The organism is Flexivirga lutea (assembly GCF_054778955.1).
The window spans coordinates 716,060-742,802 of record NZ_BAAGZB010000001.1; the positions used below are offsets into that span (position 1 = coordinate 716,060).

General features: G+C 70.0%; 26 protein-coding genes. 19 read left to right on the forward strand and 7 right to left on the reverse strand.

The window, feature by feature from the left end:
• Positions 1-418 precede the first annotated feature (418 nt).
• Both kdpA and kdpF read right to left on the reverse strand, forming a co-directional pair.
• Positions 419-2,197: a potassium-transporting ATPase subunit KdpA gene (gene kdpA / locus ACYVBN_RS03460; protein ID WP_460599287.1), complete on the reverse strand. Its 1,779-nt coding sequence runs from the start codon at positions 2,195-2,197 to the stop codon at positions 419-421.
• Positions 2,197-2,283 (reverse strand): K(+)-transporting ATPase subunit F, encoded by an 87-nt coding sequence (gene kdpF, locus ACYVBN_RS03465; protein WP_440281326.1) that lies wholly within the window; start codon positions 2,281-2,283, stop codon positions 2,197-2,199. The genes kdpA and kdpF overlap by 1 nt, the downstream gene beginning before the upstream one ends.
• Before the next feature lie 211 nt (positions 2,284-2,494).
• Between kdpF and ACYVBN_RS03470 the strand changes: the two genes are divergently transcribed.
• Both ACYVBN_RS03470 and ACYVBN_RS03475 read left to right on the forward strand, forming a co-directional pair.
• Positions 2,495-2,746, forward strand: a complete 252-nt coding sequence (locus ACYVBN_RS03470) for a hypothetical protein (protein WP_460599288.1) — start codon at positions 2,495-2,497, stop codon at positions 2,744-2,746.
• Entirely contained in the window at positions 2,715-3,209 is a 495-nt protein-coding gene (locus ACYVBN_RS03475) for a hypothetical protein (RefSeq protein ID WP_460599289.1), read from the forward strand. The genes ACYVBN_RS03470 and ACYVBN_RS03475 overlap by 32 nt, the downstream gene beginning before the upstream one ends.
• Before the next feature lie 59 nt (positions 3,210-3,268).
• Here the strand turns inward: ACYVBN_RS03475 and ACYVBN_RS03480 are convergent, their stop codons facing one another.
• Entirely contained in the window at positions 3,269-4,468 is a 1,200-nt protein-coding gene (locus ACYVBN_RS03480; RefSeq protein ID WP_460599290.1) for a dipeptidase, read from the reverse strand.
• Between the two features lie 59 nt (positions 4,469-4,527).
• On the opposite strand from ACYVBN_RS03480, the gene rimO reads away from it, so the two are divergent.
• The 4 genes from rimO to ACYVBN_RS03500 all read left to right on the forward strand — a co-directional run bounded on the left by rimO (position 4,528) and on the right by ACYVBN_RS03500 (position 7,737).
• Entirely contained in the window at positions 4,528-5,976 is a 1,449-nt protein-coding gene (gene rimO, locus ACYVBN_RS03485) for a 30S ribosomal protein S12 methylthiotransferase RimO (RefSeq protein WP_440281289.1), read from the forward strand.
• Positions 5,973-6,779 (forward strand): CDP-alcohol phosphatidyltransferase family protein, encoded by an 807-nt coding sequence (pgsA, locus tag ACYVBN_RS03490; protein WP_460599291.1) that lies wholly within the window; start codon positions 5,973-5,975, stop codon positions 6,777-6,779. The genes rimO and pgsA overlap by 4 nt, the downstream gene beginning before the upstream one ends.
• Before the next feature lie 7 nt (positions 6,780-6,786).
• Positions 6,787-7,272 carry a CinA family protein gene (locus ACYVBN_RS03495; RefSeq protein ID WP_460599292.1) on the forward strand — a complete coding sequence of 162 codons (486 nt, stop codon included), beginning with the start codon at positions 6,787-6,789 and terminating at the stop codon, positions 7,270-7,272.
• 165 nt (positions 7,273-7,437) lie between these two features.
• On the forward strand, positions 7,438-7,737 hold the full coding sequence (locus tag ACYVBN_RS03500; RefSeq protein WP_440281292.1) for a helix-turn-helix domain-containing protein: 300 nt from the start codon (positions 7,438-7,440) through the stop codon (positions 7,735-7,737).
• 36 nt (positions 7,738-7,773) lie between these two features.
• Here the strand turns inward: ACYVBN_RS03500 and ACYVBN_RS03505 are convergent, their stop codons facing one another.
• Positions 7,774-8,535, reverse strand: a complete 762-nt coding sequence (locus ACYVBN_RS03505) for an Fpg/Nei family DNA glycosylase (RefSeq protein WP_460599293.1) — start codon at positions 8,533-8,535, stop codon at positions 7,774-7,776.
• A gap of 26 nt (positions 8,536-8,561) precedes the next feature.
• The gene (locus tag ACYVBN_RS03510) at positions 8,562-13,313 is read right to left on the reverse strand and encodes a DEAD/DEAH box helicase family protein (RefSeq protein WP_460599294.1); all 4,752 of its coding nucleotides are present in this window, start codon (positions 13,311-13,313) and stop codon (positions 8,562-8,564) included.
• Positions 13,314-13,364: 51 nt separating this feature from the next.
• Between ACYVBN_RS03510 and ACYVBN_RS03515 the strand changes: the two genes are divergently transcribed.
• The 11 genes from ACYVBN_RS03515 to miaB all read left to right on the forward strand — a co-directional run bounded on the left by ACYVBN_RS03515 (position 13,365) and on the right by miaB (position 22,015).
• Complete coding sequence (locus ACYVBN_RS03515; RefSeq protein ID WP_460599295.1) at positions 13,365-13,598, forward strand: DUF3046 domain-containing protein; 234 nt, start codon at positions 13,365-13,367, stop codon at positions 13,596-13,598.
• Positions 13,599-13,643: 45 nt separating this feature from the next.
• Entirely contained in the window at positions 13,644-13,928 is a 285-nt protein-coding gene (locus tag ACYVBN_RS03520; RefSeq protein WP_460599296.1) for a cupin domain-containing protein, read from the forward strand.
• Between the two features lie 84 nt (positions 13,929-14,012).
• The gene (locus tag ACYVBN_RS03525; RefSeq protein WP_460599297.1) at positions 14,013-14,453 is read left to right on the forward strand and encodes a helix-turn-helix transcriptional regulator; all 441 of its coding nucleotides are present in this window, start codon (positions 14,013-14,015) and stop codon (positions 14,451-14,453) included.
• 50 nt (positions 14,454-14,503) lie between these two features.
• Positions 14,504-14,947: a DUF2000 family protein gene (locus ACYVBN_RS03530; protein ID WP_460599298.1), complete on the forward strand. Its 444-nt coding sequence runs from the start codon at positions 14,504-14,506 to the stop codon at positions 14,945-14,947.
• Between the two features lie 282 nt (positions 14,948-15,229).
• Positions 15,230-16,297, forward strand: coding sequence for a recombinase RecA (gene recA, locus ACYVBN_RS03535; RefSeq protein ID WP_440281301.1), 1,068 nt, complete (start codon positions 15,230-15,232; stop codon positions 16,295-16,297).
• Positions 16,298-16,390: 93 nt separating this feature from the next.
• Positions 16,391-17,131: a regulatory protein RecX gene (locus ACYVBN_RS03540; protein ID WP_460599299.1), complete on the forward strand. Its 741-nt coding sequence runs from the start codon at positions 16,391-16,393 to the stop codon at positions 17,129-17,131.
• A 60-nt stretch (positions 17,132-17,191) separates the two neighbouring features.
• Positions 17,192-17,737 carry a helix-turn-helix domain-containing protein gene (locus tag ACYVBN_RS03545; protein ID WP_460599300.1) on the forward strand — a complete coding sequence of 182 codons (546 nt, stop codon included), beginning with the start codon at positions 17,192-17,194 and terminating at the stop codon, positions 17,735-17,737.
• The gene (locus ACYVBN_RS03550) at positions 17,737-18,348 is read left to right on the forward strand and encodes a LysE family translocator (RefSeq protein ID WP_440281304.1); all 612 of its coding nucleotides are present in this window, start codon (positions 17,737-17,739) and stop codon (positions 18,346-18,348) included. Before ACYVBN_RS03545 ends, ACYVBN_RS03550 begins: the two co-directional genes overlap by 1 nt.
• A gap of 33 nt (positions 18,349-18,381) precedes the next feature.
• Positions 18,382-19,761, forward strand: a complete 1,380-nt coding sequence (locus ACYVBN_RS03555; RefSeq protein WP_460599301.1) for an FAD-binding oxidoreductase — start codon at positions 18,382-18,384, stop codon at positions 19,759-19,761.
• Between the two features lie 76 nt (positions 19,762-19,837).
• On the forward strand, positions 19,838-20,428 hold the full coding sequence (locus ACYVBN_RS03560; RefSeq protein ID WP_460599302.1) for a hypothetical protein: 591 nt from the start codon (positions 19,838-19,840) through the stop codon (positions 20,426-20,428).
• Positions 20,429-20,485: 57 nt separating this feature from the next.
• Positions 20,486-22,015: a MiaB/RimO family radical SAM methylthiotransferase gene (miaB, locus tag ACYVBN_RS03565; RefSeq protein WP_460599303.1), complete on the forward strand. Its 1,530-nt coding sequence runs from the start codon at positions 20,486-20,488 to the stop codon at positions 22,013-22,015.
• A 45-nt stretch (positions 22,016-22,060) separates the two neighbouring features.
• On the opposite strand, the gene ACYVBN_RS03570 is transcribed toward miaB, so the two are convergent.
• Positions 22,061-22,930, reverse strand: coding sequence for a LysR family transcriptional regulator (locus ACYVBN_RS03570; protein ID WP_460599304.1), 870 nt, complete (start codon positions 22,928-22,930; stop codon positions 22,061-22,063).
• Positions 22,931-23,015: 85 nt separating this feature from the next.
• Here ACYVBN_RS03570 and ACYVBN_RS03575 point away from each other — a divergent pair, with 85 nt between their 5' ends.
• On the forward strand, positions 23,016-24,236 hold the full coding sequence (locus ACYVBN_RS03575) for an MFS transporter (RefSeq protein ID WP_460599305.1): 1,221 nt from the start codon (positions 23,016-23,018) through the stop codon (positions 24,234-24,236).
• Between the two features lie 146 nt (positions 24,237-24,382).
• The gene (gene trpS / locus ACYVBN_RS03580) at positions 24,383-25,492 is read left to right on the forward strand and encodes a tryptophan--tRNA ligase (protein WP_460599306.1); all 1,110 of its coding nucleotides are present in this window, start codon (positions 24,383-24,385) and stop codon (positions 25,490-25,492) included.
• A gap of 11 nt (positions 25,493-25,503) precedes the next feature.
• Here trpS and ACYVBN_RS03585 read toward each other — a convergent pair whose 3' ends face one another.
• Positions 25,504-26,673 (reverse strand): RtcB family protein, encoded by a 1,170-nt coding sequence (locus tag ACYVBN_RS03585; protein WP_460599307.1) that lies wholly within the window; start codon positions 26,671-26,673, stop codon positions 25,504-25,506.
• Positions 26,674-26,743 lie beyond the last annotated feature (70 nt).

Sequence of the window (26,743 nt, forward strand, 5' to 3'; positions counted from 1 at the left end):
GCAACCGTCGTCCCCATGACGTGGACGACCGCACCCAGGAGATCCGCCGCGAGGACCCCTACCGTCCACCGGCGGCCGGATCGATCGGGCCGCCCCGGGACGCGGGCCGTAGCGACGACACGGCGGTCTTCGACGCCCCACCGGCGGCACGTGACGCGCGTGCCTCCGGGAGTTATCCGCCCGCGGGCGGTGGTTACGCCCCGCCGTCCGGCGGCTATCGGCCGGCGCCGGCGCAGCAACGACCGCCGGCATACGGCGCACCGATGCTGCCGGCGGACCGTGGATCCGGCGGTTTCCCGGCCGCCATCGTCGGCGCGGTGGTGGCGACGCTCATCGCGGTGGCGACGTCGTTCGGCGCCTACCAGATCCTGCGAAACCACTCCAGCATCGACAGTCGCAAGCTGCCGGGGTTCGTGACCTACCGGATGGATCTGCTGCCGTGGCCGTCCGGCGGCGGCAGCGATCTGTCCACCGCGTTCGTCGTCGGGGTGCTGATCGTGTTGGTCATCACCGTGCTGCTGATGATGGCGGCGGCGATGTCGACGCGGGCCGGCAACGGGGGATTCGCGCTGTTCCTCGCGGCCTGGATGACGACGGTGATCGCCGGCGGCGTTGCCCGTCCGGTGGCCGGCGCGATCGCCCGGCAGGGTTCCTCATCCGAGGCCGTGTGGCAGACCGATCTCAACGTCGGCGTCCTGTGGGGCGTGTTGTTCGGCTGGATCGCCGCACTGGTGCTGCTCATCGTGCACGCGATGCGGCGCAAGCCGGTCAGCCGGTGAAGCGGTAACCCTGGCCGGGATCGGTCAGCAGGTAACGCGGCCGGGTCGGGTCCGGCTGCCGACGCGTAGGCGTAGAGCAGCTCGGTGAGGCCGTGCGGTCCGGTCGCCAGGACCGCGTGCTGTGCCCTCGGCACCAGCAGGGCCGCTCCGGTGCCCAGCAGGACGAGCGCGGGAGTGGTGACGGAGTAGAGGGCGGCGTAGGTGATCTCCTTGCGGCCCACCGCCTTTCCGAGGATCTCGGGTGTGCGTCCGACCATCAGGCCGGCGATGAAGACCGCGAGGATCGCGACGACCAATGCGCCATACAGTCCGGAGCCGACGCCTCCGGGGCCGATCTCGCCCAGCAGCATGTTGGTGAGCGCACCACCGCCGCCGACGGGACTGAAGGACTCGTGCCACGAGTCGACCGCCCCGGTGGACGTGGCGGTGGTGGAGTTGGCGAACAGTGCCGATCCCCAGACCCCGAAGCGGACTTCCTTGCCCTCCATCGCTCCGGTCGGTGCGGTCGCCGCGCTCTGCTCGGCCCAGGTGATCACGGTCAGCATCGCCGCCCAGAGGAACGCCATGAAGCCGAGGACGGCATACCCCTGGCGCTGGTCACCGATCAGTCGGCCGTAGGTGCGCGGCAGTGAGAACGGGATGAGCAGGATGAGGAAGATCTCGACCAGATTGGTGAAGCCGTTGGGGTTCTCGAAGGGATGGGCGGAGTTGGCGTTGAAGTAGCCGCCACCGTTGGTGCCGAGCAGTTTGATCGCCTCCTGGCTCGAGACCAGGCCGGATTCGATCGTCTGGTGGCCGCCGGCGAGGGTGTCGACCACCTGCGGCGCGGCGAGATCCTGGACCACGCCGCCGGCGAGGAGTACGACGGCGCCGAGCACTGCGATGGGCAGCAGCATCCGCACCGTGCCGCGGGTCAGATCGACCCAGAAATTGCCGATGACACCGGTCCGGCGGGCGACCAGGCCGCGGACGAGGGCGACGGCGACCGCGATGCCGACGGCTGCCGACATGAAGTTCTGCACGGCCAGCCCCAGCGCCTGGACCACCACGCTCGCGCCGGATTCACCGGCGTAGCTCTGCCAGTTCGTGTTGGTGACGAAGGAGATCGCCGTGTTGACCGCGGTGTGCCAGTCCATGGCGGCACCGCGGTCGAGCGGCAGCCGGCCCTGGAAGGTGCACAGTGCCCACAGCGCGACCAGGCTCACCGCGGAGAAGGCCAGCACCGAGACGGCATACCGTGACCAGCGTTGCTGGGACCGGGGATCCACGCCGCTCACGCGGTAGAAGAGCCGTTCGACGGCGAGATCCCTGTCGCTGCTGAAGACTCGAGTCATGTGATCGCCCAGTGGGACGTGCACCAGCGCGAGGGCGGCCACCAGGACGGCGATGGTCACCAGGCCGCTCACCGGTTCGCTCATCAGAACTTGTCCGGGCGGACGAGGGCGTAGACGAGGTACGCCAGAAGCGCGAGCGCGATGCCGCCCGCGACGAGATATTCGGTCATGGATCCCAGCGTTCGCCGGTGTTCCGGCCGGATCCGCCGTGTTGATGCCGTCTTTGCGGGTCTTGACGCATTCTTGACGGCCGGCTGGGCGGCGGCCGGCGGCTATGTCAAGAGTGCGGTGGGACGCACTGCTGACATAGCGCGAGCTGATCCGAACCTGGTTGTCCACAGGCCCGTCACGGCGCAGCTGCGAATTCGCGAGGATCCTCCGATGAGCGCCGCACCGATCCGCCATGACGTCGTCCGTCGTCCGTTGATGTATGGCGCCGAACGCCGCGTCATCGCCGCCGAACTGGCAGCTGAGTGCGGTGGGGTGGTGCACCGGTTGGCGCTGGCGCAGCACGGCATCGACCGGTTCGGGATACGCAGGCGAGGTCGCGGCCGGCCGCTGGTTCAAGGTTGGCGTGCCTCGAGTAGCGGTGGAACCTGCCATGATCCACGCGGCGCAGTGGGGGGTGAGTGACCGGCAGGCCGCGTTGCTCATCTGTCTGCCCCTGCAGCAGCGGCTGACCACCACGGCGCGACTGCAGCTGGCGTGGAGCGGCGTCGAGAGATCGAGGCGGCATGCGTTCCTGGCGGCTGTCATCGGCGACGTCACCGACGGCGCACACTCGCTCGGAGAGCTGGACTTCGCCGGTATGGCGCGCCGAGCCGGGCTACCGGCACCCAGTCGGCAGGCGATTCGCAACGGCCCGAGGGGGCGGCTGTACCTCGACGTCGCCTGGGACGAGGTGGGTCTGGTCGTCGAGATCGACGGCGGGCATCACGCGCTCGCGCTCAACCCGATCGACGACGCACTCCGCCAGAACGACAGGGTCGTCGCTGGTGAGAACGTCATACGCATCCCGGTGCTGGGCCTGCGGCTGGCGCCAGCCGATTTCATGGCGCAGGTTCGCCATACCTACTTCCGGCTGGGCCGGCACTGACGATCGCGGCTATGTCAAGAGTGCGGTGGGGCGCACTCCTGACAAGCCGGGATCCGCGATCAGCCGTCGAGCTCCTCGATGGTCGCGACGCTGGGGCCACGGGTCTGCTGCAGGTCCCGAGCGACCGCTTCGGCGTCGCGCAACACCCGCAGGACGTTGCCGCCGGCCACCTTGGCCAGGTCCTCGTCGGACCAGCCGAGGTCGGCCAGCGCCGCGAAGACCTTCGGGTATGACGACACGTCGCCCATGCCCTCGGGCAGCACCGAAACGCCGTCGTAGTCGCCGCCGACGCCGAGGTGGTCGATGCCGGCGACCTCGCGGATGTGCACGAAGTGCGCGATCACGTCGTCGAGGGTGGCGACCGGCATCGGGTGCCGCTGCGCCCACTGGTCGCAGAACTTCTGGAACGCCGTCACATCCGTGGGCGCCACGCCCGCGTCCCGCGCGGCCTCACCGGCGTCGGTGCGCCACTGGGCACACGCCTGCGACACGAACGGCGGGACGAAGGTCGACATGATCACGCCGTTCTTGTCCCGCAACGTCTCCAGCACGTCATCGGGAGCGTTGCGGGGAGAGTCGCACACCGCCCGCGCAGAGGAGTGGCTGAAGATGACTGGTGCCTCCGAGGCCGCCAGCGCCGCGCGCATCGTGTCGGCGCTGACGTGTGACAGATCGACGAGCATGCCGATGCGGTTCATCTCCCGCACCACCTCGACGCCGAACCGCGAGAGCCCGTCGTGCACCGGCTCGTCGGTGGCCGAGTCGGCCCACGGGTTGTTGTCGTTGTGCGTCAGGGTCATGTAGCGCACGCCCAGCACGTAGAGCATCCGCAGTGTGGCGAGCGAGCTGTCGATCGACTGGCCGCCCTCGGCGCCGAGCAGCGACGCGATCCGGCCGGAGGCGAAGACCGACTCCACCTCGTCCGCGGTGCGCGCCAGGCCGAACGTCTCGGGCCAGCGGCCGATCAGCTGGTGGACGGCGTCGATCTGCTCCAGGGTCTGGGTGACCGCCTCGCTGCCGGGCTGGTTGGACGGCACGTAGACCGACCAGAACTGTCCGCCCAGGCATCCTTCGCGCAGCCGGGCGATGTCGGTGTGGGTGCGGTCGGCGGTGCCCGCCTCCAGATCCAGCTTGTCGAAGTCGTAGCGCACCAGGTCACGGGCGGCCCACGGCAGGTCGTTGTGTCCGTCGATCAACGGGTGCTTCGCCAGCAGGTCACGGACGCGGTCGAGGCTGGGGGAGGTGTCGGTGTTCGCCATACCCGCCATCACATCACGCAAGCGCGGTGCCGCACCGGCCGTCCCATACAGTTGGGTCCATGGAATCCCGCAGCGTCGCTCTGGTCACATTGGGCTGCGCTCGCAACGAGGTGGACTCCGAAGAACTGGCCGGCCGGCTCGCCGGCGAGGGGTGGACGCTGGTGGACGACGCGGCCGACGCGGACGTCGCAGTCATCAACACCTGCGGCTTCGTGGAGCAGGCCAAGAAGGACTCGATCGACGCCCTCCTCGAGGCGAACGACCTGAAGGAGCACGGCCGCACCCAGGCGGTCGTCGCGGTCGGCTGCCTCGCCGAGCGGTATGGCGAGCAGCTCGCCGCCCAACTCCCCGAGGCCGACGCGGTGCTCGGATTCGACTCGTATGTCGACATGTCCAGCCATTTGCGGGCGGTCCTGGGTGGTCACGCGCCCGCCTCCCACACACCGTCGGACCGTCGCAAACTGTTGCCGATCAGTCCGGTGGACCGCCAAGGTTCCGACGTCGCGACACCCGGCCACGGTGACCTGCGCCGGCCCGACGACGTCGACATCGCCTCGCCGGCATCGTCGCCACGCGTCATCCGGGCCCGGCTCGACGGCCGTCCGTGGGCGCCCCTGAAGATCGCCTCCGGGTGCGACCGGCGGTGCGCATTCTGCGCGATCCCCTCCTTCCGCGGCGCGTTCGTGTCCCGGCGCCCGGCCGACGTGCTCGCCGAGGCCAGGTGGCTCGGACAGCACGACGTGCGGGAGGTGTTCCTGGTCTCGGAGAACTCCACGTCCTACGGCAAGGATCTGGGCGACCTGCGACTGCTCGACACGATGCTGCCCGAACTCACTGCGGTCGAAGGCATTTCGCGCGTCCGTGTCTCCTACCTGCAGCCCGCGGAGATCCGCCCCGACCTGCTGGACGTGATGACCTCGACGCCCGGTGTGGTGCCCTACTTCGACATCTCGTTCCAGCACGCCAGTGGTCCGCTGCTGCGCCGGATGCGGCGGTTCGGTGACCGCGAGTCGTTCCTGCAGCTGGTGCAGGAGGTGCGTCGGCGGGCGCCATACGCCGGCATCCGCAGCAACGTCATCGTCGGCTTCCCCGGCGAGACCGACGCGGACCTGGCCGCGCTGGAGAGCTTCCTGATCGAGGCACAGCTCGACGTCGTCGGCGTGTTCGGCTACTCCGACGAGGACGGCACCGAGGCCGAGACGTATGACGCCAAGCTTCCCGAGCGCGAGGTCGCCACGCGGTTGGCGCACTTCCAGACGCTGGCGGAGCAGCTGAACGAGCAGCGTGCCGCGGACCGGATCGGTGAAACGGTCGAGGTGCTGGTCGAGTCCGACGGCACCGCCGACGCCGATGACGGGGAGGTGCGTGGCCGCGCCGGCCAACAGGGCCCGGACGTCGACGGCGAAACGATCCTGCAGGTCGAGCCTGGCGGCGTCGCGATCGGCGACATCGTCACCGCGCGGGTCACCGGCACGCTCGGCATCGACCTGATGGCACGACCTGTATGACCGGCGCCGAACGCCGTGAGCGTCGTGCTGCGGCTCCGGACGACGCCGCCCGGCGCCGCGCCCACACCCGCGAGGAGTTCGAGCGACGCAAGGCCGAGGCGCGCGACGAGTTCGAGCGGCGGCGGGCGGAGTTCGAACGCCGCCGCGCCGCGGGTGAGCCGGTCATCGCACCGCCGATGCCCGATCCGGCGTCCGCGCCGAGCACGGGTGTCAGCAACTGGAACATCGCCAACGCGCTGACGATGTTCCGGATCGTGCTGGTGCCGGTCTTCGGCTGGCTGCTGCTCACGCGCGGTGGTCACGACACGGGTTATCGGATCGGTGCGGTGCTGGTCTTCGCGATCGCGTCGATCACCGACCGCATCGATGGTGATCTGGCGCGGTCCCGCGGGCTGGTGACCGATTTCGGCAAGATGATGGACCCGATCGCCGACAAGGCGCTCATGGGGATGGCGCTGGTCGGGCTGTCGATCATCGGGCGACTGCCCTGGTGGGTCACCGGGGTCATCCTGGTGCGCGAGATCGGGATCACGCTGCTGCGCCTGTCGGTGATCAAGCACGGTGTGCTGCCGGCCAGCCGCGGCGGCAAGCTCAAGACGTTCCTGCAGGCGATCGCGATCGGACTGTTCCTGTTGCCGATCGATGGCTGGTTCGACGTGATCGCCTGGGTCGTCATGCTGGCCGCGCTCGCGGTCACGGTGGCAACCGGTGTCGACTACGTCTTCCGGGCCATCCGGCTGCGCCGCAACAGCGAGCGTTCGCGCCAGCGGCGGGCCCGCCGCGCCGCCCGGCGAAGGGAGTGACACCGCAATGCAGACCGATGCCTTGATCGCCGACCTGGCGCGTCGCGGCGACACCGTGGCCGCCGCGGAGTCACTCACCGGCGGGCTGGTGTGCGCTGCGCTCACCGCCGTGCCGGGCGCCAGCGCGGTGGTGCGCGGCAGCGTGACGTCATACGCCACGGACGTAAAGGCGAGCGTCCTGGGCGTCGACGCCCAGCTGTTGCGCGCCGGCGGTGCCGTGCAGGCCGAGGTGGCCCGTCAGATGGCGCACGGGGTACGACGGCTGCTGGACGCCACCCACGGCATCGCCACGACCGGTGTGGCCGGGCCCGATCCGCAGGACGACGTCCCCGTCGGGCGGGTGTTCGTCGCGGTGGCCTGGGACGACGCGCCCGGCGTGCCGCTGGACGAGGTGCGCATGCTCGACCTGACCGGTGACCGCGGGGCGATCCGTGAGCAGACGGTGGTCCGGGTGCTGGAGCTGCTGGCGCACTGTGCAGTGGGCGGCCGGTAGGAACGGGAGTGGGCAGCTGTGCGCAGCCGCACATCGGAATGTCGGCACGCGGCCCTCGGTTGTACCAGGTGGCCGGCATTTCCGCCTGCCGCACCGAACGGTTGTCGGCGGCGGGCGTTAAGCTGGATCCACGATGAGCAACCGTCGATGTCACTGGGAGGCGCCATGATTCTGCTCCGTCGCGAGCTCGGTGATGTGCTGCGCGGTGTCCGTCGGGAGCAGGGCCGCACCCTGCGCGAGGTCGCGCAGGACGCGCAGTTGTCGCTCGGTTACCTCTCGGAGATCGAGCGCGGCGAGAAGGAAGCATCCTCGGAGCTGCTGGCAGCCGTGTGCGATGCCCTCGGAGTGCCGATGTCGGAGGCGTTGCTGAGTGTCTCCCGGCGACTGGCCGCCGCAGAGGGCGTGGCCGCGCCGGTGCCGTTGCCGGTGCCCGACCCGTCGGCTGTGGTGTCCTCCGCCGCCTGAGTCGGCCGGTCCAATCCGGCTCGCTGCCGGCGTGGCTCAGCCGGTCTGGCAGGCGGGGCAGAAGCCCAGCGTGCGCTGTTCCGGCGGGTCACCGATGGGTCCCTGCCGCAGCAGACGCCCACAGCGCGGGCACGGCTCGCCCGCACGTCCGTATGCCGCGAGGGCTTGCTCGTGTCCCGCGGCGACGGACAGCAATCGGTGGGCGCGCTGCAGCACACCGTCCAGCGCGTCGTCCGGCAGGGCACCGACCTGGGTCCACGGCGAGATGCGTTCGGCGAAGAGTGTCTCGGTCGTCCAGATCGTGCCCAGGCCGGCCAGGTTGCGCTGATCGAGCAGGGCCGCACCGATCGCTCGCGCCGGTTGCCGGCGCAGCCGCGCCGCCGCCACCACCGCGTCCCAGTCATCGCCGAGCAGGTCGGGGCCGAGATGGCCGACCACCCGGCGCTCGTCCCGGGTGGCCAACAGCTCCAGCACGCCCAACCGGTAACCGACGGCCGTCCAGCGATCGGTCGCGAGCAACGCCCGGATCGCCCTGCTGCGCACCGCGGCCGGGGTGATCTCCGCGGTGCGCCGCACTCGCCAGCGGCCCTCCATGCGCAGGTGGCTGTGCAGCGTCATACCGGAGTCGAAGCGGTGCAACAGGTGCTTGCCGCGGCTGACCACCTCGAGCGTGGTCATCCCGTGCAGGGAACGGTCGGCGAGTGACGGCCAGCGCAACTCGCAACCGATCAGCGGTTGCCCGCGCAAGGCATCGTCGAGTCGCGCCGCGGCCCGGCGGACCGCGTCACCCTCGGGCATCACACCTCCTCGCGTCTCGCATCGTCTCAGCGGCGGATGCGCAGGCCCTTCGGCGACACGTGGAAGCCGTTGTCGGTCAACGCGTGTGCCAGCGGGTGATCGGAACCCAGCGCCGGCCTGCCGTCGATGCCCTCGACGGTGAGCCCGCGCAGCCGCGGCGTCCCGCGGCTGTCCGGTGGCAGCACCACGGTCCGGGCCAGCGCCGCGGCTGCCGCGGCCAGGCCCGCGCCGTCGTCGGTGAATGTCAGCACCTTGCGGCCACCTCGTTCGACGTAGAGCACGAGAGCACCCTCGACCAGCACCACCATGGCGCCGGCGCGGCGGCTGGGCCGGTGCTCGGCACCCTCGATCTCACGGTCCGGCCAGGGCAGCGCTGCACCGAACGGGTTGGCCGGATCGGCCGCCGCGAGCACGAACGCCGTCTGCGGTGCGACCGGAGCGACATCCCAAGGATTGCGTGGCGCCGGCACGGTGTGGCCGGCCGCGCGGAGCCGGTCGACCGCACCGGCGCTGCCGAACTGGGCGGCGCCCAGGCCTTCGACGAAATAGCCACGGCGGACCCGCCCGGTCTCCTCGGCAGCGGCCAGCACCCGATAGACGGTCGCGAACCCCCCGGTGACGGACTCGGCCTGGACGGCGCCGCGGGTGACGATCCCGTGCCGGTCGAGCAACACCTCGGCGAGCGCGAAAGCCCTCGCGGTCTGGTCGTCCTCCGGTTGCGGCAGTAATGACCACCTGCCGGAGACCGACGGCGGCGCGGTCCGCAGGGCCGACGCCGGCCGCCCGAGGCCGCCCGGCGAGCCGCGCAGTCCACCGATCCGGCCGTGCCGGCTCTGTCGCGGACCCTGCGCCCGTGCCTTGTGAGCGGTGCGTCCGCCCCCGAGCAGGGCACGCACCGGAGCGAACGTGTCACCGCTGACCCGGCCCGACCAGATGAGATCCCACAGGTACGACTGCAGTTCGGCGTCGCCGGTGCGCGCGTCCGTCGCGTTGACCGCGTCGGCCAGCGCCCGGAAGAAGAACGAACCGCCGCTGTCGAGCGCGGCCAGCATCAGCTGGTGGGCCGGGGTGAGGTCGATGGTGTCGTCCGGCATCGCGAGGGTCAGCGGCGCTGTGTCCGCAAGGTGCAGCGACACCCAGCCGTCGTCGCCGGGCAGGGCCGCGTGCCCTTGCCAGAGCACCTCACCACCGGCCATCAGCTCGTCCAGCATGCCCGGGTGGTATGCCGTCACCCGCTCGGGCAGGATCAGCGTCTCCAGGGCGCTCGCGGGCACGCGTGCGCCGCACAGCTGCTCCACCGCGCGCAGCAGGCCGTCGGCACCGCGCAGTCCGCCCCCGACGCCCTGCCACTGCGGCAGGAAGGACGCCAGCTGCTGCGCCGGCACCGGCTCCACCTCGGCGCGCAGTGAGGCCAGCGAACGACGCTTGATGGTGCGCAGCACCTCCGGGTCGGCGTAGTCGATGCCGTGCACCCCGCCGCCCAGCTCGGTCGGTCTCAGCTCACCCTCGACCAAGCGGCCGGACGTCACCAGGCGGCGCAGCGTGTCGTGCGCGACGGCCCGGCCGATGCCGAGCGCTGCGGCGGCTTCGGTCGCCGGGAACGGCGCGTGCGTGCGGGCGAAGCGGACCACCAGTTCGCCGAGCGGGTCATCGGTGGGCTCCAGGAACACCGCCGGTATGCCGGCGGGCAACGCCACGCCGAGCGCGTCGCGCAACCGGGCGGCGTCCTCGATGGCGGCATGACCGGTGCCCCCGGCCCACGGCACCTCGATCAGCCGGCGGGCGGCGACCAGCTCCCGCAACCACGCGGCGACCTGCCCGCGGCATTCCTGCCGGGTGCGCTGCTCGATCTGCTGCCGGGTGAGCACGCCGAGGACCCGGACCAGGTCGGCGACGTCCTCGGCGTCGCGGCAGTGTCGCTCGGGGACCAGCCGTTGCAGCTGGTCCTCGACCTGGGAGACCACCTCGGCGTCCAGCAGGTCGCGCAAGGAGGCTCCCTCGCCGGAGCCGAGCAGATCGGCCAGCAGCGACGGGTCCAGTGCGAGTGCCGCGGCGCGCCGCTCGGCCAGCGGGGAATCACCCTCGTAGAGGAACTGGGCGACATACCCGAACAACAGGCTGGTGGCGAACGGTGACGGGGTCGCGGTGTCGACCTGCACCACCCGGATCCGCCGGGCCGTGATGTCGCGCATCAGCTGCTCCAGACCCGGCACGTCGAAGACGTCCTGCACGCACTCGCGCACCGCTTCCAGGACGATCGGGAAGGACGGGAAACGGGCGGCGACCTCGAGCAGCTGGGCGGACCGCTGACGCTGCTGCCACAGCGCCTGCCGACGTCCCGGATTGCGGCGCGGCAGAAGCAGGGCGCGCGCCGCACATTCGCGGAAGCGCGCTGCGAACAAAGCAGATCCACCGATCTCGGACGTGACGATCTCGGCGATCTCGTCCGGGTCCTGCACGATCAACTCGAGCAGCTGGGCGGCCGCCGACGCATCGGTGTCGGGATCGGAGTCCGGCAGTCGCAGGACGATGCCGTCGTCGCCGTGCATGGCCTGCACCTCGACACCGAGACGCTCCCGCATCCGCGCCGCGATGGCCAGCGCCCAGGGTGCGTGCACCGGCGCGCCATACGGGGAATGGACGACGACGCGCCAGTCACCCAGCTCGTCGCGGAAGCGTTCGACGACGATCGCCTTGTCGTGCGGGACCTGACCGGTCGCTTCCTGTTGCTCGCGAAGGTAGGCCAAGAGGTTGTCCGCCGCCCACTGGTCGAGGCCGGTGCGGGCGACCCGGGCGCGAGCAGCGTCCTCCGGCAACGCGATGAGCTCCCGGACGAAACCGCCGACGGCGGTGCCGAGTTCGAGCGGTCGCCCGGGCGAGTCGCCGCGCCAGAACGGTAGCTTGCCCGGCTGTCCCGGGGCGGGCGTCACGCGGACCTGGTCGTGCGTGATGTCCTCGATGCGCCAGCTGGTGGTGCCCAGGGTGAACACGTCGCCGACGCGTGACTCGTAGACCATCTCCTCGTCCAACTCGCCGACGCGCCGCCCCGGTCCCTCCCCGGTCGCCAGGAAGACGCCGTAGAGGCCGCGGTCCGGGATGGTGCCGCCACTGGTGACGGCGAGGCGCTGGGCACCACGTCGCCCGCTCAGCGTGCCGGTGATGCGGTCCCACACGATGCGCGGGCGCAGTTCGGCGAAGTCCTCGGACGGGTAGCGGCCGGCGAGCATGTCGAGCACCGACTCCAGGATGCTGCGCGGCAGGCTCGCGAACGACGCGGTGCGGTGCGCGAGCTGCTCGAGGTCCTCGACGGACCAGTCGTCCAACGCGCACATGGCGACGATCTGCTGTGCCAGCACGTCGACCGGATTGTTCGGCACTGCAAGGGATTCGATCATCCCGGCCTTCATCCGGTCGACCACCACGCAGGTCTGCACCAGGTCGCCACGGAACTTCGGGAAGAGCACCCCGCGGCTGACGGCACCCACCTGGTGGCCGGCCCGTCCGACGCGCTGCAGCCCGCTGGCGACGCTCGGCGGGGACTCCACCTGGATCACCAGGTCGACCAGGCCCATGTCGATGCCGAGCTCCAGTGAACTCGTCGCGACCACCGCCGGCAGCCGGCCGGACTTCAGCGCGTCCTCGATCTCGCCGCGTTGTTCCTTGCTGACCGAGCCGTGGTGGGCTCGGGCGAGGACCGCGGGGGCTCCGGAGCTCTGTCCGGCCTGCGCCATCACCTGCGCCGGTGCCCCGGCACCCGAGGAAGTTCTCCGCTCGTTCCTCGCTCCGATACTTCGCGGGGACCCCGCACCACCCTGCGAGACTTCGTGCAGGTCCGAGGCGGAATCGGTGCGCTCGGCCCAGATCTCGTTGAGCCGCGTGGTCAGTCGCTCGGCCAACCGACGCGAGTTGGCGAAGACGATGGTCGACCGGTGTTGTGCGATGAGGTCGACGATGCGTTCTTCGACGTGCGGCCAGATGGATGCCCGCTCGACGGGATCGGAAGCCGGTTCGGTCAGGTCGTCGGCCACCCGGCCGAGCTGGGTGAGGTCGGGCACCGGCACGACGACCTCGAGATCCCACGACTTCTCGGCCGGCGGCTGCACGGTCGTCACCGGACGCCCGCCGGTGAGATAACGGGCGACCTGTTCGACCGGGCGCACGGTCGCCGACAGCCCGATGCGCTGTGCGGGCCGGGGGAGTATGGCGTCCAGCCGCTCCAGGGACAGAGCGAGGTGCGCACCACGTTTGGTGCCGGCGACGGCGTGCACCTCGTCGATGATCACCGTCTCGACACCGGACAGCGCCTGGCGAGCCGCGGACGTGAGCAGCAGGAAGAGTGACTCCGGAGTGGTGATCAGGATGTCGGTCGGGCGCTTGGCGAAGGCCCGCCGCTCGATAGCAGGCGTGTCGCCGGACCGCACCGACACGGTGACGTCCGGCTGCGGCAGCCCGAGCCGGTCGGCCGCGTGCTGTATGCCGACCAAGGGCGACCGCAGGTTGCGTTCGACGTCGACGGCGAGCGCCTTCATCGGCGACACATAGATCACCCGGCAGCGCCGGAGCGCCTCCTCGGGCGCCGGGGTCGCCGCCATCCGGTCGATCGCCCACAAGAACGCCGACAGCGTCTTGCCCGAACCGGTGGGCGCCACGACCAGGGTGTGGTCGCGGTTGCTGATGGCATCCCAGGCCCCGGACTGGGCCGGCGTGGGCGCGCTGAAGGACCCCTCGAACCACGCGCGGGTGGCAGGGGAGAAGCGATCCAGGACGTCATCGGTCATCGAAGTCCTAGCTTCGCATCCAGCGGTGACAGCGGCACTTACCCTGGTCGGGTGAAGCATTCGGAGTATCGCCGGCTGATGACGGACGAGTTCGGGTCGGCATACGCCGCCGTGCTCGGCAACAGCCACGTGTTGCAGACCCTGGGCAACCGGACGGCCGACGAGGCGCTCGCCGATGGCGTGAAGCCACGCGAGATCTGGGAGGCGATCTGCGTCGACCTGCAGATCCCCGAGGAGCGCCGGCTGGGCCGCGACATACCGATCCGTGAGCGTCGCGACGGCTGACGGTCATCCGCTCGGAGTAGGAGCAGCGTCGGTAGGTTCGTGAGTATGGCGGCAGTTGCTGCGGACCGGGTCCGCGCGTGGGATCCCGGCGTGGCCGGGATCCGCGAAGTGCTGCACGCATCCTGGGCGGACCACAGCTACCCGGTACACACGCACGACGCGTGGACCGTGCTCATCGTCGACGACGGCCTCATCGGCTATGACGTGGACCGGCATCGCGACCGCGCCGATGCCGGGATAGGTGTCACGTTGTTGCCCCCGCACGTCACTCACGACGGTCACCCGCTGTCGTCGAGAGGGTTCCGCAAGAGGGTCGTCTATCTTGAGTAGGCGGTGCTGCCGGAAGGGTTGATCGGTCCGTGCGTCGACTCGCCACTTGTGTTGGATTCGTCGTTGCGAGAGTCGGTTTCGCGATTGGACCATGCATTGTCGGCCGGTGAGCGTCTGGCGGCCGAGTCGCATCTCGCACTCGTTGCGGATGCTCTGCGGTGGCATCTGGGCGGCCGCCCGTCAGGCGATCGGGTCGATGCGCCGCGTCGTGCATGGATCGCTCGACAGGCCCGCGACATCCTGGACGCTGATCCGGTGGGTGCGCCGGCGGTCGAGCACTTGGCGACGCTGCTCGGCGTGAGTGCGGCATACCTGATCCGCGCCTTCACGAAGGAGTTCGCCATACCTCCTCATCGGTACGTCACGGGACGCCGGCTCGATATGGCGAGGCGGCGCTTGTTGGACGGTGAGCCGGCCGCGGCGGTTGCCGTGGCCACCGGCTTCTACGACCAGGCGCACTTCCATCGCCACTTCCGGCGCTTGTTGCAGACCTCACCCGGCAGCTATCAGGCCTCGGTCGCCTGACGGTCAATTTCGTACAAGACGGCGTTTGCTGGCGGGCGCACGATGGCGGCATGGATCACGAGAACCACGCCGACCTGCTGATACCGCCCTTCGCGACCAAGATCGCGATCTTGCTCTGTGACGACCTGGCCGCCTGGCAGCGGATGAACGTCACCGCCTTCCTCGCTGCCGGGATCGCGGCCGCGAATCCGGAACTCGTGGGCGAGCCCTATCGCGACGGCGACGGCGGCACCTACCTGCCGTTGCTGAGTATGCCGGTGCTGGTCTTCGAGGGCGGGGTCGCGGAATTGCGGAATGCACGCACGCGAGCCGTCTCCCGCGGCCTGCGGCCGGCGATCTATACCGAGGACATGTTCAAGACGGGGTATGACGCCGCCAACCGCGCGACGACCGCCGACGTGCCGGCGGAGAAGCTGAACCTCGTCGGCATCGCAGTGCACGGGCCGAAGAACGGCGTCGACAAGATCCTCAAGGGCGCCCATCTGCACCCCTGATGCCCCGCTGGCGCGTGCGCAACCTTCGACGTTCGAGACTCGGGTCGCCGCGACACGCCACGCCGAAGATCTTCGTACGAGTGTTCGGGAAACTGCGTTAGGCTCATCCACAAGTCCTCGAACGACGACCCGTTGTCCACAGTGCACGGACGACAGATGCCGGGTTGTCGGTGCGGGGGCCTAGCGTCTGACACGTTCCACAGTTCGACCTGCACTGACGAGCTGCGGACGGTCGCCGGTGGACGCGACCCACCCCACAACTCTCCGAAGGAGTGCCGCACCATGGCAGCAAAGACGGCGAATGCCGGTGACAGCAAGCTGAAGACGCTCGACACCGTCCTGTCCCAGATCGAGAAGGCGCACGGCAAGGGGGCGGTCATGCGACTGGGCGACGACGTCCGTCCGCCGATCGATGTGATCCCCACCGGCGCCATCGCACTCGATGTCGCTCTCGGCATCGGCGGGCTGCCCCGCGGCCGCGTGGTGGAGATCTACGGTCCGGAGTCCTCCGGTAAGACCACGGTCGCACTGCACGCCGTCGCCAATGCGCAGCGCAACGGCGGCATCGCAGCCTTCATCGACGCCGAGCACGCGCTCGACCCCGAATACGCCAAGAAGCTCGGGGTCGATACCGATGCCCTGCTGGTCAGCCAGCCGGACACCGGTGAGCAGGCACTGGAGATCGCCGACATGCTGATCCGGTCCGGTTCGCTGGACATCATCGTGGTCGACTCCGTGGCCGCGCTCGTGCCGCGTGCCGAGATCGAGGGTGAGATGGGTGACAGCCACGTCGGTCTACAGGCCCGACTCATGTCGCAGGCGCTGCGCAAGATCACCGGTGCCCTCAACAGCACCGGCACCACCGCGATCTTCATCAACCAGTTGCGCGAGAAGATCGGCGTCATGTTCGGGTCGCCGGAGACGACGACCGGCGGCAAGGCGCTGAAGTTCTATGCCTCGGTCCGGCTCGACGTGCGTCGCATCGAGACGCTGAAGGACGGCACCGATGCGGTCGGCAACCGCACCCGCGTCAAGGTGGTCAAGAACAAGGTGTCCCCGCCGTTCAAGCAGGCGGAGTTCGACATCCTCTACGGCCAGGGCATCTCCCGCGAGGGCGGCCTGATCGACATGGGCGTCGAGCAGGGTTTCGTGCGCAAGGCCGGCGCCTGGTACACCTACGAGGGCGACCAGTTGGGCCAGGGCAAGGAGAACGCGCGCGGCTTCCTGCGCGACAACCCGGACCTCGCCGATGAGCTGGAGAAGAAGATCAAGGAAAAGCTCGGCGTCGGCCCGCAAGCCGACAAGCCGGCCGAGGAGACCACACCCGTCGTCACCGCGGTCGACTTCTGATCCTCGTCTCGGCCACCGAGCTGGGCGTTTCGGTGGCCGAGACGTTGTCCCGTATGACGACAGACGCTCCACAGGGGAAGCTTCGTTGCATCCATGAATCCCTTTGACAGTGCACCTGATTCGCCGCCCGACTTTGTCGATCCGGCCGATGTCATCGTCGGTCCGTGGGCCGGCTCATCGGCCCACGACCGATCCGGCGACGGCGCCGCGGGCGGCGCAGGGCCGCGGGCGAACGGGCCGCACCGATCGCCTCGACGCGGCGCACACCCCGCCGGCAGCGCACGAGGGCGACGCACGGCCCGGCAGGCACGCGACGATCGTGAGCCGCCACCGGACGCATCCGGAGCGGACGCCGACCCCTCCGAGGTGGCGCGCACCATCGTGCTCCGTCAACTCGCCTCGGCGCCCCGCAGTCGCAAACAGCTGGCCGACACACTGCGCCAACGCGGCTGCACCGACGAGGTGGCCAGGGCCGTGCTCGACCGGCTCGAGGAGGTCGGCCTGGTCGACGACGCCGCCTACGCCGCGACGCTGGTCCGATCGCAGCAGGAGCGGCGCGGTCTGGCCCGACGGGCGATCAGTCAGGAGCTGCGTCGCAAGGGTGTCGACGCCGACGTCATCCGTGAGCAACTCGACACCATCGACGACGAGGACGAGCGGGAACGCGCCCGCGCCCTGGTCGCCAAGAAGCTGCGCGCCATGCACGGCCTCGACGCCCAGGTGCAGGCCCGGCGACTGGCCGGAATGCTTGCTCGCAAAGGATATTCGTCCGCCATCGCGTGGGCGGTCATCCGAGAGGCGATCGCCGACGCCCCGGAACACCAGCCGGACTGAGGTCGTTCGCCGCCCGCTGCGCATTGCGTAACGAACGAATCGTTCGTTATATTCAACGATATGGCCTCCACCCTCGCCACTTCCGTCGGCGCCCAACTGCGCCTGCGCCGCGAACAACGTGGCCTGTCCGCAGCCGAGTTGGCACGTCGCTCCGGTCTGTCCAAGGCAACCCTCTCCGGCCTCGAGTCGGGCCGGGCCAACCCGACGATCGACACCCTCGACGCCGTGGCGATCGCCCTCGGCATACCGCTGACCGACCTGCTGGTGCCGACCGCCCCGACGCAACCACACGTGGTGCGGGCCACGGCGGGCGCGGACGCACCACAACAGGAGATGCTGCGCCGGGTGAGTGGTGGGCATCAGGTCGAGATCTGGCGGCTGCGGCTGCCGGCACACACGACATTCGAGGGAGTGCCCCATGCGACCGGCACGCTCGAGCACCTCATGGTCGCCTCCGGGACACTGTCCGCCGGGCCGAGCGATGATCTGGCCCGGCTCGGGCCGGGCGACCTGCTCGCCTTCCCCGGCGACGTGGCGCATTGCTACCGCACGGCCGCGGAGCCGGCCGATGCCACCGTCGTCATGACCTCTCCAATGATCGGGTGATGCAGATGCTCGCTGTCCTACCGTTGCTCCTCGCCTGGCTGGTCGCCGTGATCAGTCCCGGGCCGGATTTCCTTGCCGTGCTTCGAACTTCAGCTGCGCACGGGCGCTCCGCCGGGCTGCGGGTGGGCCTCGGTGTCGTGTGCGGCATCGCCTGCTGGGCAACTCTTGCGATGTGCGGCCTCAGCGCGCTGCTGGCGCGCTACGAACACCTCTACCTCGTCGTGCGCACCGTCGGCGCGGTGCTGCTGATCGGGTATGGCGTGCACGTGCTGTGGGCCACCCGCAAGACCACCACGGGCGCTGCCGAGACGACACCACCGAGCGCCGGAAAGCATTGGCGGCTGGGCGTCTTCACCAACCTGGCCAATCCGAAGGCACTGGTCTTCTTCGGCGCCCTGTTCGCGACGCTGATGCCACGCCATGAGGCAGCGGCGACCCGCGTCGTCGTGCTGACCGTGATGCTGGCCATGGCCGTCGCGTGGTTCGCGGTGGTCAGCTGGTGTGCCGGTTCCCAGCCGGTGGTTGCGGCATACCGACGGCTGCAGCGGACCATCGATCGGGTCGCCGGTGGCCTCTTCACCGCGATCGGGCTGACGCTCGTCCCGCGCTGAGCTGGCTACCGCCGGCCGACTAGCGTGAGGCGCATGCCCGCCACCCGTCAGCTCATCGACCAACTCACCGACCGGCTCGGCCGCTCCCAGGTGCTGACCGACACCGACATCGTCGCGTCCTACGTGCACGACGAGGCGGAATGGGCGCCGTACAGTGCGCCGCTGGCGGTGGTCCGGGCCACGAGCACTGAAGACGTGCGGGAGACGGTTCGCTGGGCGCTGGAGCATCACGTGCCGCTGGTCGCGCGTGGCGCCGGCACCGGGCTGTCCGGTGGTGCCAACTCGATCGCCGGCTGCGTGGTCGTCAGCCTGGCGAAGATGGATGCGGTGCTCGAGGTCAATCCGCTGGAGCGCATCGCCGTCGTGCAACCCGGAGTCGTCAACGACCGCCTGCGGGAAACCGTTGCCGAGCAAGGGCTCTGGTACCCGCCGGATCCGGCGAGCTCACCGTGGTCGACGATCGGCGGCAACGTCGCCACGAACGCCGGCGGCGTCTGTTGCGTGAAGTATGGCGTGACCCGCGACTATGTGATCGGGCTCGAAGTGGTCACCGGGACCGGTGAGGTGGTCCGCCTCGGGCGACGCACCGCCAAGGGGGTCGCGGGCCTTGATCTGGCCGCCCTGTATGTCGGCTCCGAAGGCACGCTCGGCATCGTCACCGAGGTGACCGTCAAGCTGCGCCCGCTGCCCGATCCTGGCCGGACCGTGCTGGGCTACTTCGACAACATCGTGGACGCCGGTGTCGCGGTCCGCGACGTCGCGGCCCGCGGCCTGACACCGTCGGCGCTGGAGATCGTCGACCGGATCTGCCTGGAGGCCGTCGACGAGATGACTGGCATGGGACTGGCCTCCGAGGCGAACGTGGTGCTCATCGGCAAGGTGGACGAGCCGGGAGAGGCGGGCGTGAGGGCCGCCCGCCAGATGATGGCGGCGTTCGAAGCCGGGGCAGCCACCTTCGTCGCGGAGACCGCCGATGCCGAGGAGGCGGACGCGATGATGGCCGCCCGGCGACTGGCCTACCCGGCGATGGAGCGCAAGGGTTCACTGCTCACCGAGGACATCGTGGTGGCGAAGGAACACGTGCCGGAGATGCTGCGCCGGATCGAGCAGATCTCGCAGGATGTCGGGATCACCATCGCCAGTGTGGCGCACGCGGGCGATGGCAACCTCCACCCGCTGATGGTGGCCGGGCGTGACAACGAGGACGAACGCGAGCGGGCGCAGGCGGCGTTCGACCGCATCATCCACGAATGCCTCGACCTGGGCGGGACCGTCACCGGGGAGCACGGCGTCGGTCTGCTGAAAATGCCGGGCGCCGCCCGGGAGCTCGGCCCGCAGATCATGGCGATGCAGCGCGCGGTCAAGGCGGCGCTGGACCCGCAGGGCATCTTCAACCCCGGCAAGGTCTTCTGAGGTCGGGTCCCGGCAGCCGGGAAATCGGCCCTGTGGACAACGGTTCTGCGACGTGCCCCTCGATTAGCTTCGGGGGATGAGCCGACCGCCGCAGCAACCGATCCCGCCGGTGCCACCGCAGTGGGTCCAGCAGCCCCGGCAGCAGCGGACCCCACCGGGGAGGCCCTGGTGGACCGTCACGGCGGTGTGCCATGCGTCGCACGCGGTGATCTTCGCCGGCGCCGTGTGGGCGTGCATCCACTGGATCAACCGGTCCGGCACGCCGGAGTACCACGCCCAGCACCGAGGCGCCGACCCGGACGGGATGATGCTGGCGCAGTTGGTCGCGCTCGGCGTTGCCGCGGCCGCCGCGCTCGGTGTCGTCTACGCCGTCGTCGGCGTCTGTGTGACGCTGGGCAGATACCAGTCCGGCCCGGTGATGCTGCTGTTGGCCTTCCCGGCGGCAGGCATCACCGCGATGATCGCGCCGGTGGAGCTGTTCCGCGGCCATGATACGGCGGGAGGTTCGGTCATGATGGCCATCATCGCGATCGTCGTCGTGGGCACGCTCGCCGCGGCCATGGCCGTGGGCAAGCCGCAACGACCGAAGCGGTCGGCGCAGATCATGCCGCCACCGCCGGCGCCATACCAGGGGGGTTCGCCCTACCTGCGCCCACCGGGAAACTGACCGGCGTGTCGCTGCGGTGCCGGACCGAACGCGGCGACGCCGTACCCTGTAGGGGTCATGAGCGAGGCAGTGAAGACCTACGAAGTGCGCACCCACGGGTGCCAGATGAACGTCCACGACTCCGAGCGGATCGCCGGATTGCTCGAAACCGCGGGGTATGTCGACCGCGCGGGTCTCGCCTTCGGTGACCGGCCCGAGCAACCGGACGTGGTGGTCTTCAACACCTGTGCGGTACGGGAGAACGCCGCCGGCAAGCTGTACGGCCAGCTGGGACAGCTGCGTCCGGCCAAGGACGCCCACCCCGGCATGCAGATTGCCGTGGGCGGCTGCCTCGCGCAGAAGGATCAGGGCGACATCGTCGAACGCGCGCCGTGGGTCGACGTCGTCTTCGGCACGCACAACGTGGGCTCGCTGCCGGTGCTGCTGGAGCGGGCGCGGCACAATGCGGAGGCCCAGGTCGAGATCCGCGAGTCACTGGAGACCTTCCCGTCGACGTTGCCGACGCGGCGCGACTCGGCATACAGCGGCTGGGTGTCCGTCTCGGTGGGCTGCAACAACACCTGCACGTTCTGCATCGTCCCGTCGCTGCGCGGCAAGGAGAAGGATCGTCGTCCGGGCGACGTGCTTGCCGAGATCCGCGCCCTCGTCGAGCAGGGCGTCGTCGAGATCACCCTGCTCGGCCAGAACGTCAACACCTACGGGGTGGAGTTCGGCGACCGCCTCGCGTTCGGCAAGCTGCTGCGCGCCTGCGGCGACATCGAGGGCCTGCAGCGGGTCCGCTTCACCTCGCCGCATCCGGCCGCGTTCACCGACGACGTCATCGACGCGATGGCTGAGACCCCCAATGTCATGCCGTCCCTGCACATGCCGCTGCAGTCCGGCTCGGACCGGGTGCTGAAGGCCATGCGCCGCTCCTACCGCTCGGCGAAGTTCCTCGGCATCCTCGACCGGGTGCGCGAGCGCATGCCGGAGGCCGCGATCACCACCGACATCATCGTCGGCTTCCCCGGCGAGACCGAGGAGGACTTCGCCGAGACGCTGCGGGTCACCCGCGAGGCCCGCTTCTCGTCGGCGTTCACCTTCCAGTACTCCATCCGCCCCGGCACCCCGGCCGCAGAACTGCCCGACCAGCTGCCGAAGGCGGTCGTCCAGGAACGCTTCGACCGGCTCATCGAGCTGCAGGAGGAGGTTTCCTGGGCGGGCAACCGCGACCTCGAGGGCACCACCGTCGAGGTCCTCGTGTCGCCGGGGGAGGGCCGCAAGGACGCTGAGACCCATCGGATGTCGGGACGGGCCCGGGACAACCGGCTGGTGCACTTCGCGGTGCCGGCCGACGCCACCCGACCGCGCCCGGGTGACCTGGTCACCGTCGACGTCACGTATGGCGCGCCGCACCACCTGGTCGCCGATTCGGGCGCGCAGGGCGGCACCTGGGCGATCCGGTCGACGCGAGGCGGCGACGCCTGGGCGGCGTTGCAGGAGCAGGCCGCCGATGGCACGACCCGCAAACCGGCCGTCTCCCTCGGTATGCCCAGCATCGGTGCGCCGGCGGCATCGCCCGTCGCGAACGGTTGCCGGACCTGCTGATCGAGTAGCCCGTGAGGTACGAGCAGGCGTATCGAGATCTGACGGTCAGCGGCTGGTCGCCAGCGCACGCACCCGCCGGGCCGGTTCGGGCAGCACCGTCCCGCGCGCCCAGATCAGTCCGACCTCACGTGCCGCGTCGATGCCGGTCAGCGCGACGGTGGTGACGCCGGCCGGCAGGTGACGATCGGGTGATTCCGGCAGCAGTGCGACGCCGATCCCGGCCGCGACCAGGCCGGCGACCGTGTCCAGCTCCTGACACTCGACCGTGATCCGCGGCTCGAAACCGACCGTGGCGCAGGCCTCGTCCAGCAGCTGACGCATCCCGAATCCCGCTGCCATCGCGATGAATTCGCGATCGCGCAACTCGCCGAAGCCGACGGACTGGCGTCGGGCGAGCGGATCGGTCAACGGGACGGTGAGCCGGACCTCCTGCCGCAGCAGCCGCCGCCAGCTGACCGGTGCCTCGCGCGGGCGCGGTGACACGATGCCGAGATCGACCGCGCCGGCAAGGACCGCGGCGGTGATCGTCTCGGCGGCGTCCTGGACCAATGCGAAACGCACGCCGGGATCCGTCTGCCGGGTGCGCTGGATCAGCTCGGGCACCAGCCAGGTGCCGAAGGAGTGCAGGAAACCCAGCCGCACGACCCTCGGCCCGTGCGCGGCCAGCTCGTGCACGGCCTGCTCGCCGGCCGCCAGCTCGGCATGTGCCCGGCGCAGGTGCTCGGCATACAGCCGTCCGGCCTCGTTGAGGTGCAGCCGCTTGCCGCGACGGTCGAACAGCGTGCTGCCGAGCCGGCGTTCCAGCCGCGCCAGCCGCCGCGAGAGCGTCGGCTGCGGCATGTGCAGTCGGGCGGCGGCAGCGGTGACGTTCTCCTCCTCGGCCAGCACGATGAACCACCACACCGCATCACGCATGATCCCCACCTTATGTCGCAGACGCATCAAATTGGCGTCCAAGATTCATTTCCGTATGACGACGATCGGCCGTCACCATGGACCGATGACGACCATGCAGCAGCTGCAGCATGCGGCCGGATACCGCCGCGGGGATCGCGGCTACCGGAGGATCACCGCCGCGCTCTTCGCCGCCGGCATGACGACGTTCGTCGCGATGTACTGCGCCCAGGCCGTACTGCCTTCACTGGCCGCGGAGTTCAGCATCAGTCCGGCGGTCTCAGCGCTGAGCGTCTCGGCCACGACCGGCCTGCTGGCGCTGGCGATCATCCCCGCGAGTGCGCTGTCCGAGCGCTTCGGCCGCACCCGGGTCATGACGATCTCGGCCGTGTCGTCCGCGTGCATCGGGCTGATCCTGCCCTGGTCCCCGTCGATGGTCGTGCTCGTCCTACTCCGAGCCCTGCAGGGCGTCGCGCTCGCCGGCGTGCCGGCGACCGCGATGGCCTACCTCGCCGAGGAGGTGCACCGTGCGCATCTGGGTGCCGCGATGGGCCGGTACATCGCCGGCACCACGATCGGTGGCCTGGCCGGCCGCCTCGTCGCGTCGTTCTCGCTGGACGTCACGACGTGGCGCTGGGCCCTGGAGATCGCGGCGCTGGTCGCGCTCGGCTTCACCGTCGTCTTCGTGCGGCTGGCTCCGCCGTCCCGCCATTTCGAGGTCCAGCCGGTGGGGTTGCGCACGACCTCCCGCGTGCTCGCCGCACACCTGCGCACGCCCGCGCTGCTCGGGCTCTTCGCGACTGCGTTCGTGCTCATGGGCGGCTTCGTCTCGGTCTACAACATGCTCGGGTTCCGTTTGCTGGCAGAGCCGTTCGTCCTCTCCGAGGCCGCCGCCGGCTCGGTCTTCCTGATGTACCTGTCCGGCACGGTCTCGTCCGCGCTCGCCGGCCGGCTCGCCGAGCGATTCGGTCGTTCGCGGACCCTGGTCACCGCCGAACTGGTGTCGGCGGCGGGTCTGCTGCTCACCCTGCCGGACAACCTGCCGTTGCTCCTGGTCGGTGTGCTGCTGTTCACGGCCGGCTTCTTCGCCGCGCATGCGACGGCCAGCGGCTGGGTGGGTCTGCTGGCCCGGCGCCACCGCGCCGAGGCCAGCGCGCTGTACCTCTTCGCCTACTACGTGGGCAGCTCCGTGCTCGGCGCGTGCGCCGGTGTGGCGTATGCCGCGGGCGGCTGGACCGCCGCGGTCGGCTACGTCGGTGTGCTCCTCGCGCTCGGTCTGCTCGTCGCCGCGCTGGTCACGCGGCTGGCCGGTCGCGCGGTGCGTTAGCCTGGGGCCATGCAGATCGTCAGCACCGCGTGGCCGCCTTCCCCGGCGGCCTGCTGACGAATCCCCATTTCCATCAGAGCCGCCCGGTCGGGCGGCTCTTGCCGTATGGCGCTCCCGGCCGGGCCACCACCCCGAAGGAGCACACCGTGACCGTCCTCGATGAGACCCCTCGCGACACCGACCTGCACTCCGATGCCTCGTATGCCGCCAGCCGTGCCCGCAGCGAGACGCTGCACGCGGTGATCGACGACCCGCAGGCCCGCGGTCGAGCCGGGTTGCGCGTGCTCACCGGCGACCGGCCGACGGGGCCGCTGCACGTCGGTCATCTCTTCGCCACGCTGCGGTCCCGAGTCGCCATACAGGACAAAGGAATCGAGTCCTACATCCTCGTCGCCGACTACCAGGTCATCACCGACCGCGATAGCGTCGGTGACGTGCACGGGGCCACCCTGGGCCAGCTCGCCGACTATCTGGCCGCCGGCATCGACCCGGCACGATCGACCGTCTTCGCCCACTCGGCGGTCCCCGAGATCGGCCAGTTGACCCTGGCCTTCCTGTCGTTGGTCACCGATGCGGAGCTGCGCCGGAATCCCACGGTCAAGGACGAACTCGCCGCCACCGACGGCCGGCCGCTGTCGGGTCTGTTGCTGACCTACCCGGTGCACCAGGCAGCCGACATCCTCGGCGTGCACGGCACCGTGGTACCGGTGGGGCGCGACCAGTTGCCCCACGTCGAGCAGACACGGGCGATCGCGCGGCGGTTCAACAGCAGGTATGCCGGCGGCGAGGAATACTTTCGGGCGCCGGACGCACTGCTGACCGATCTGCCGGTCGTGCCGGGCCTCGACGGCGCCAAGATGTCCACCAGCCGCGGCAACGGCATCTCCCTCGGTATGACGGCCGACGAGACTGCGTCACGGATTCGCAAGGCGCGCACGGACTCCGAGCGACGCATCAGCTTCGAGCCGGACACGCGGCCGGAGGTGGCCAGCATGCTGCGCATCACCGGACTGTTCACCGGCGAGCGGCCGGACGAGGTGGCGGCACGCATCGGCGACGGGGGAGCGGCAGCGCTGAAACGCGAACTCACCATGGCGGTCAACGACGGACTTGCGGCCCACCGGGCCCGCCGCGCGGAACTGGCGGCGGACCCGGAGTACCTCGAAGAGGTTCTGCGGCAAGGCAATGTGCGGGCCCGGGAGGTCGCAGTGCGCACGCTGGAGGACGTCCACGACCGGCTCGGTCTCCGCCTGTGACCTTGATCGCGTCAGTCGCCCTTGACGTTGACGATCTGCCGCAGCGTGTGCCGGACCTCGACGAGGTCGGCCGCATCCTGCATGACCACGTCGATGTCCTTGTAGGCCTGCGGGATCTCGTCGAGAAACGCATCCGTGTCCCGGTACTCGATGCCGGCCATCGCCTCCCGCAGCTGGTCGGCGGTGAACGTCTTCCGCGCGGCCGACCGCGAGTAGGCCCGCCCGGAGCCGTGCGGCGAGGAGTTGAGAGCCAGCGGGTTGCCCTTGCCCACGACGACGTATGACGCCGTGCCCATCGACCCCGGAATGAGGCCCGGCCGGCCCTCCTCCGCGTTGATGGCACCCTTCCGGGACAACCAGACGTCCTTGCCGAAGTGCCGCTCCCGCTCGGTGTAGTTGTGATGGCAGTTGATCCGCTCCTGCTCCACCACCGGCTCACCGACCCAGTGCGACACGTCGTGGACGACCCGATCCATCATCTCCTCCCGGTTCAGCAGCGCGAAGTGCTGTGCCCACCGCAGCTCCCGCAGGTAGGCGTCGAACTCCGGCGTGTCCTCGACCAGGTAGGCAAGGTCCTTGTGCGGCAGCTGGATCCACCACTTCGCGCATTGCTCCCGCGCCACCTTGATGTGCTGTTGGGCGATCCGGTTGCCGACACCCCGTGATCCGGAATGCAGGAAGAGCCACACCCGGTCCCGCTCGTCGAGGCTGATCTCGATGAAGTGGTTGCCGGAGCCGAGCGAACCCAGCTGTACCTCCCACTTCCGGGAGTAGGAGGCCGGGTCGAATCCGGCGGCCTGCGCCATCGCCCGCAGCTCCTCCAGCCGTGCCCTCGTGTGGTCCCGGCTGATCGTCCGGTTGTGACCGCCCGCGGACAGCGGGATCGACCGCTCGATGCTGTGCCGGACGATCGACCGATCCTGCGGCAGATCACCGGCGGTGAACTGCGTCCGGACCGCGATCATGCCGCAACCGATGTCGACGCCGACCGCTGCCGGAACGATCGCCCGCAGCGTCGGGATCACCGATCCCACCGTGGCGCCGAGGCCGAGGTGGGCGTCCGGCATCAGCGCGACGTGCGGATGGATGAACGGCATCGTCGCCGTGACCTCGGCCTGCTCCCTCGTGTTGTCCTCCAGGAGCGAAGCCCAGTTGAAGAGCCGGTGGTTGATCTTCTCCATGATGAAATCCTCTGCAGTGCACGAAAATGCGGCGTCGGTCGAGGACCGACGCCGCATGGTGAGCTGGTGG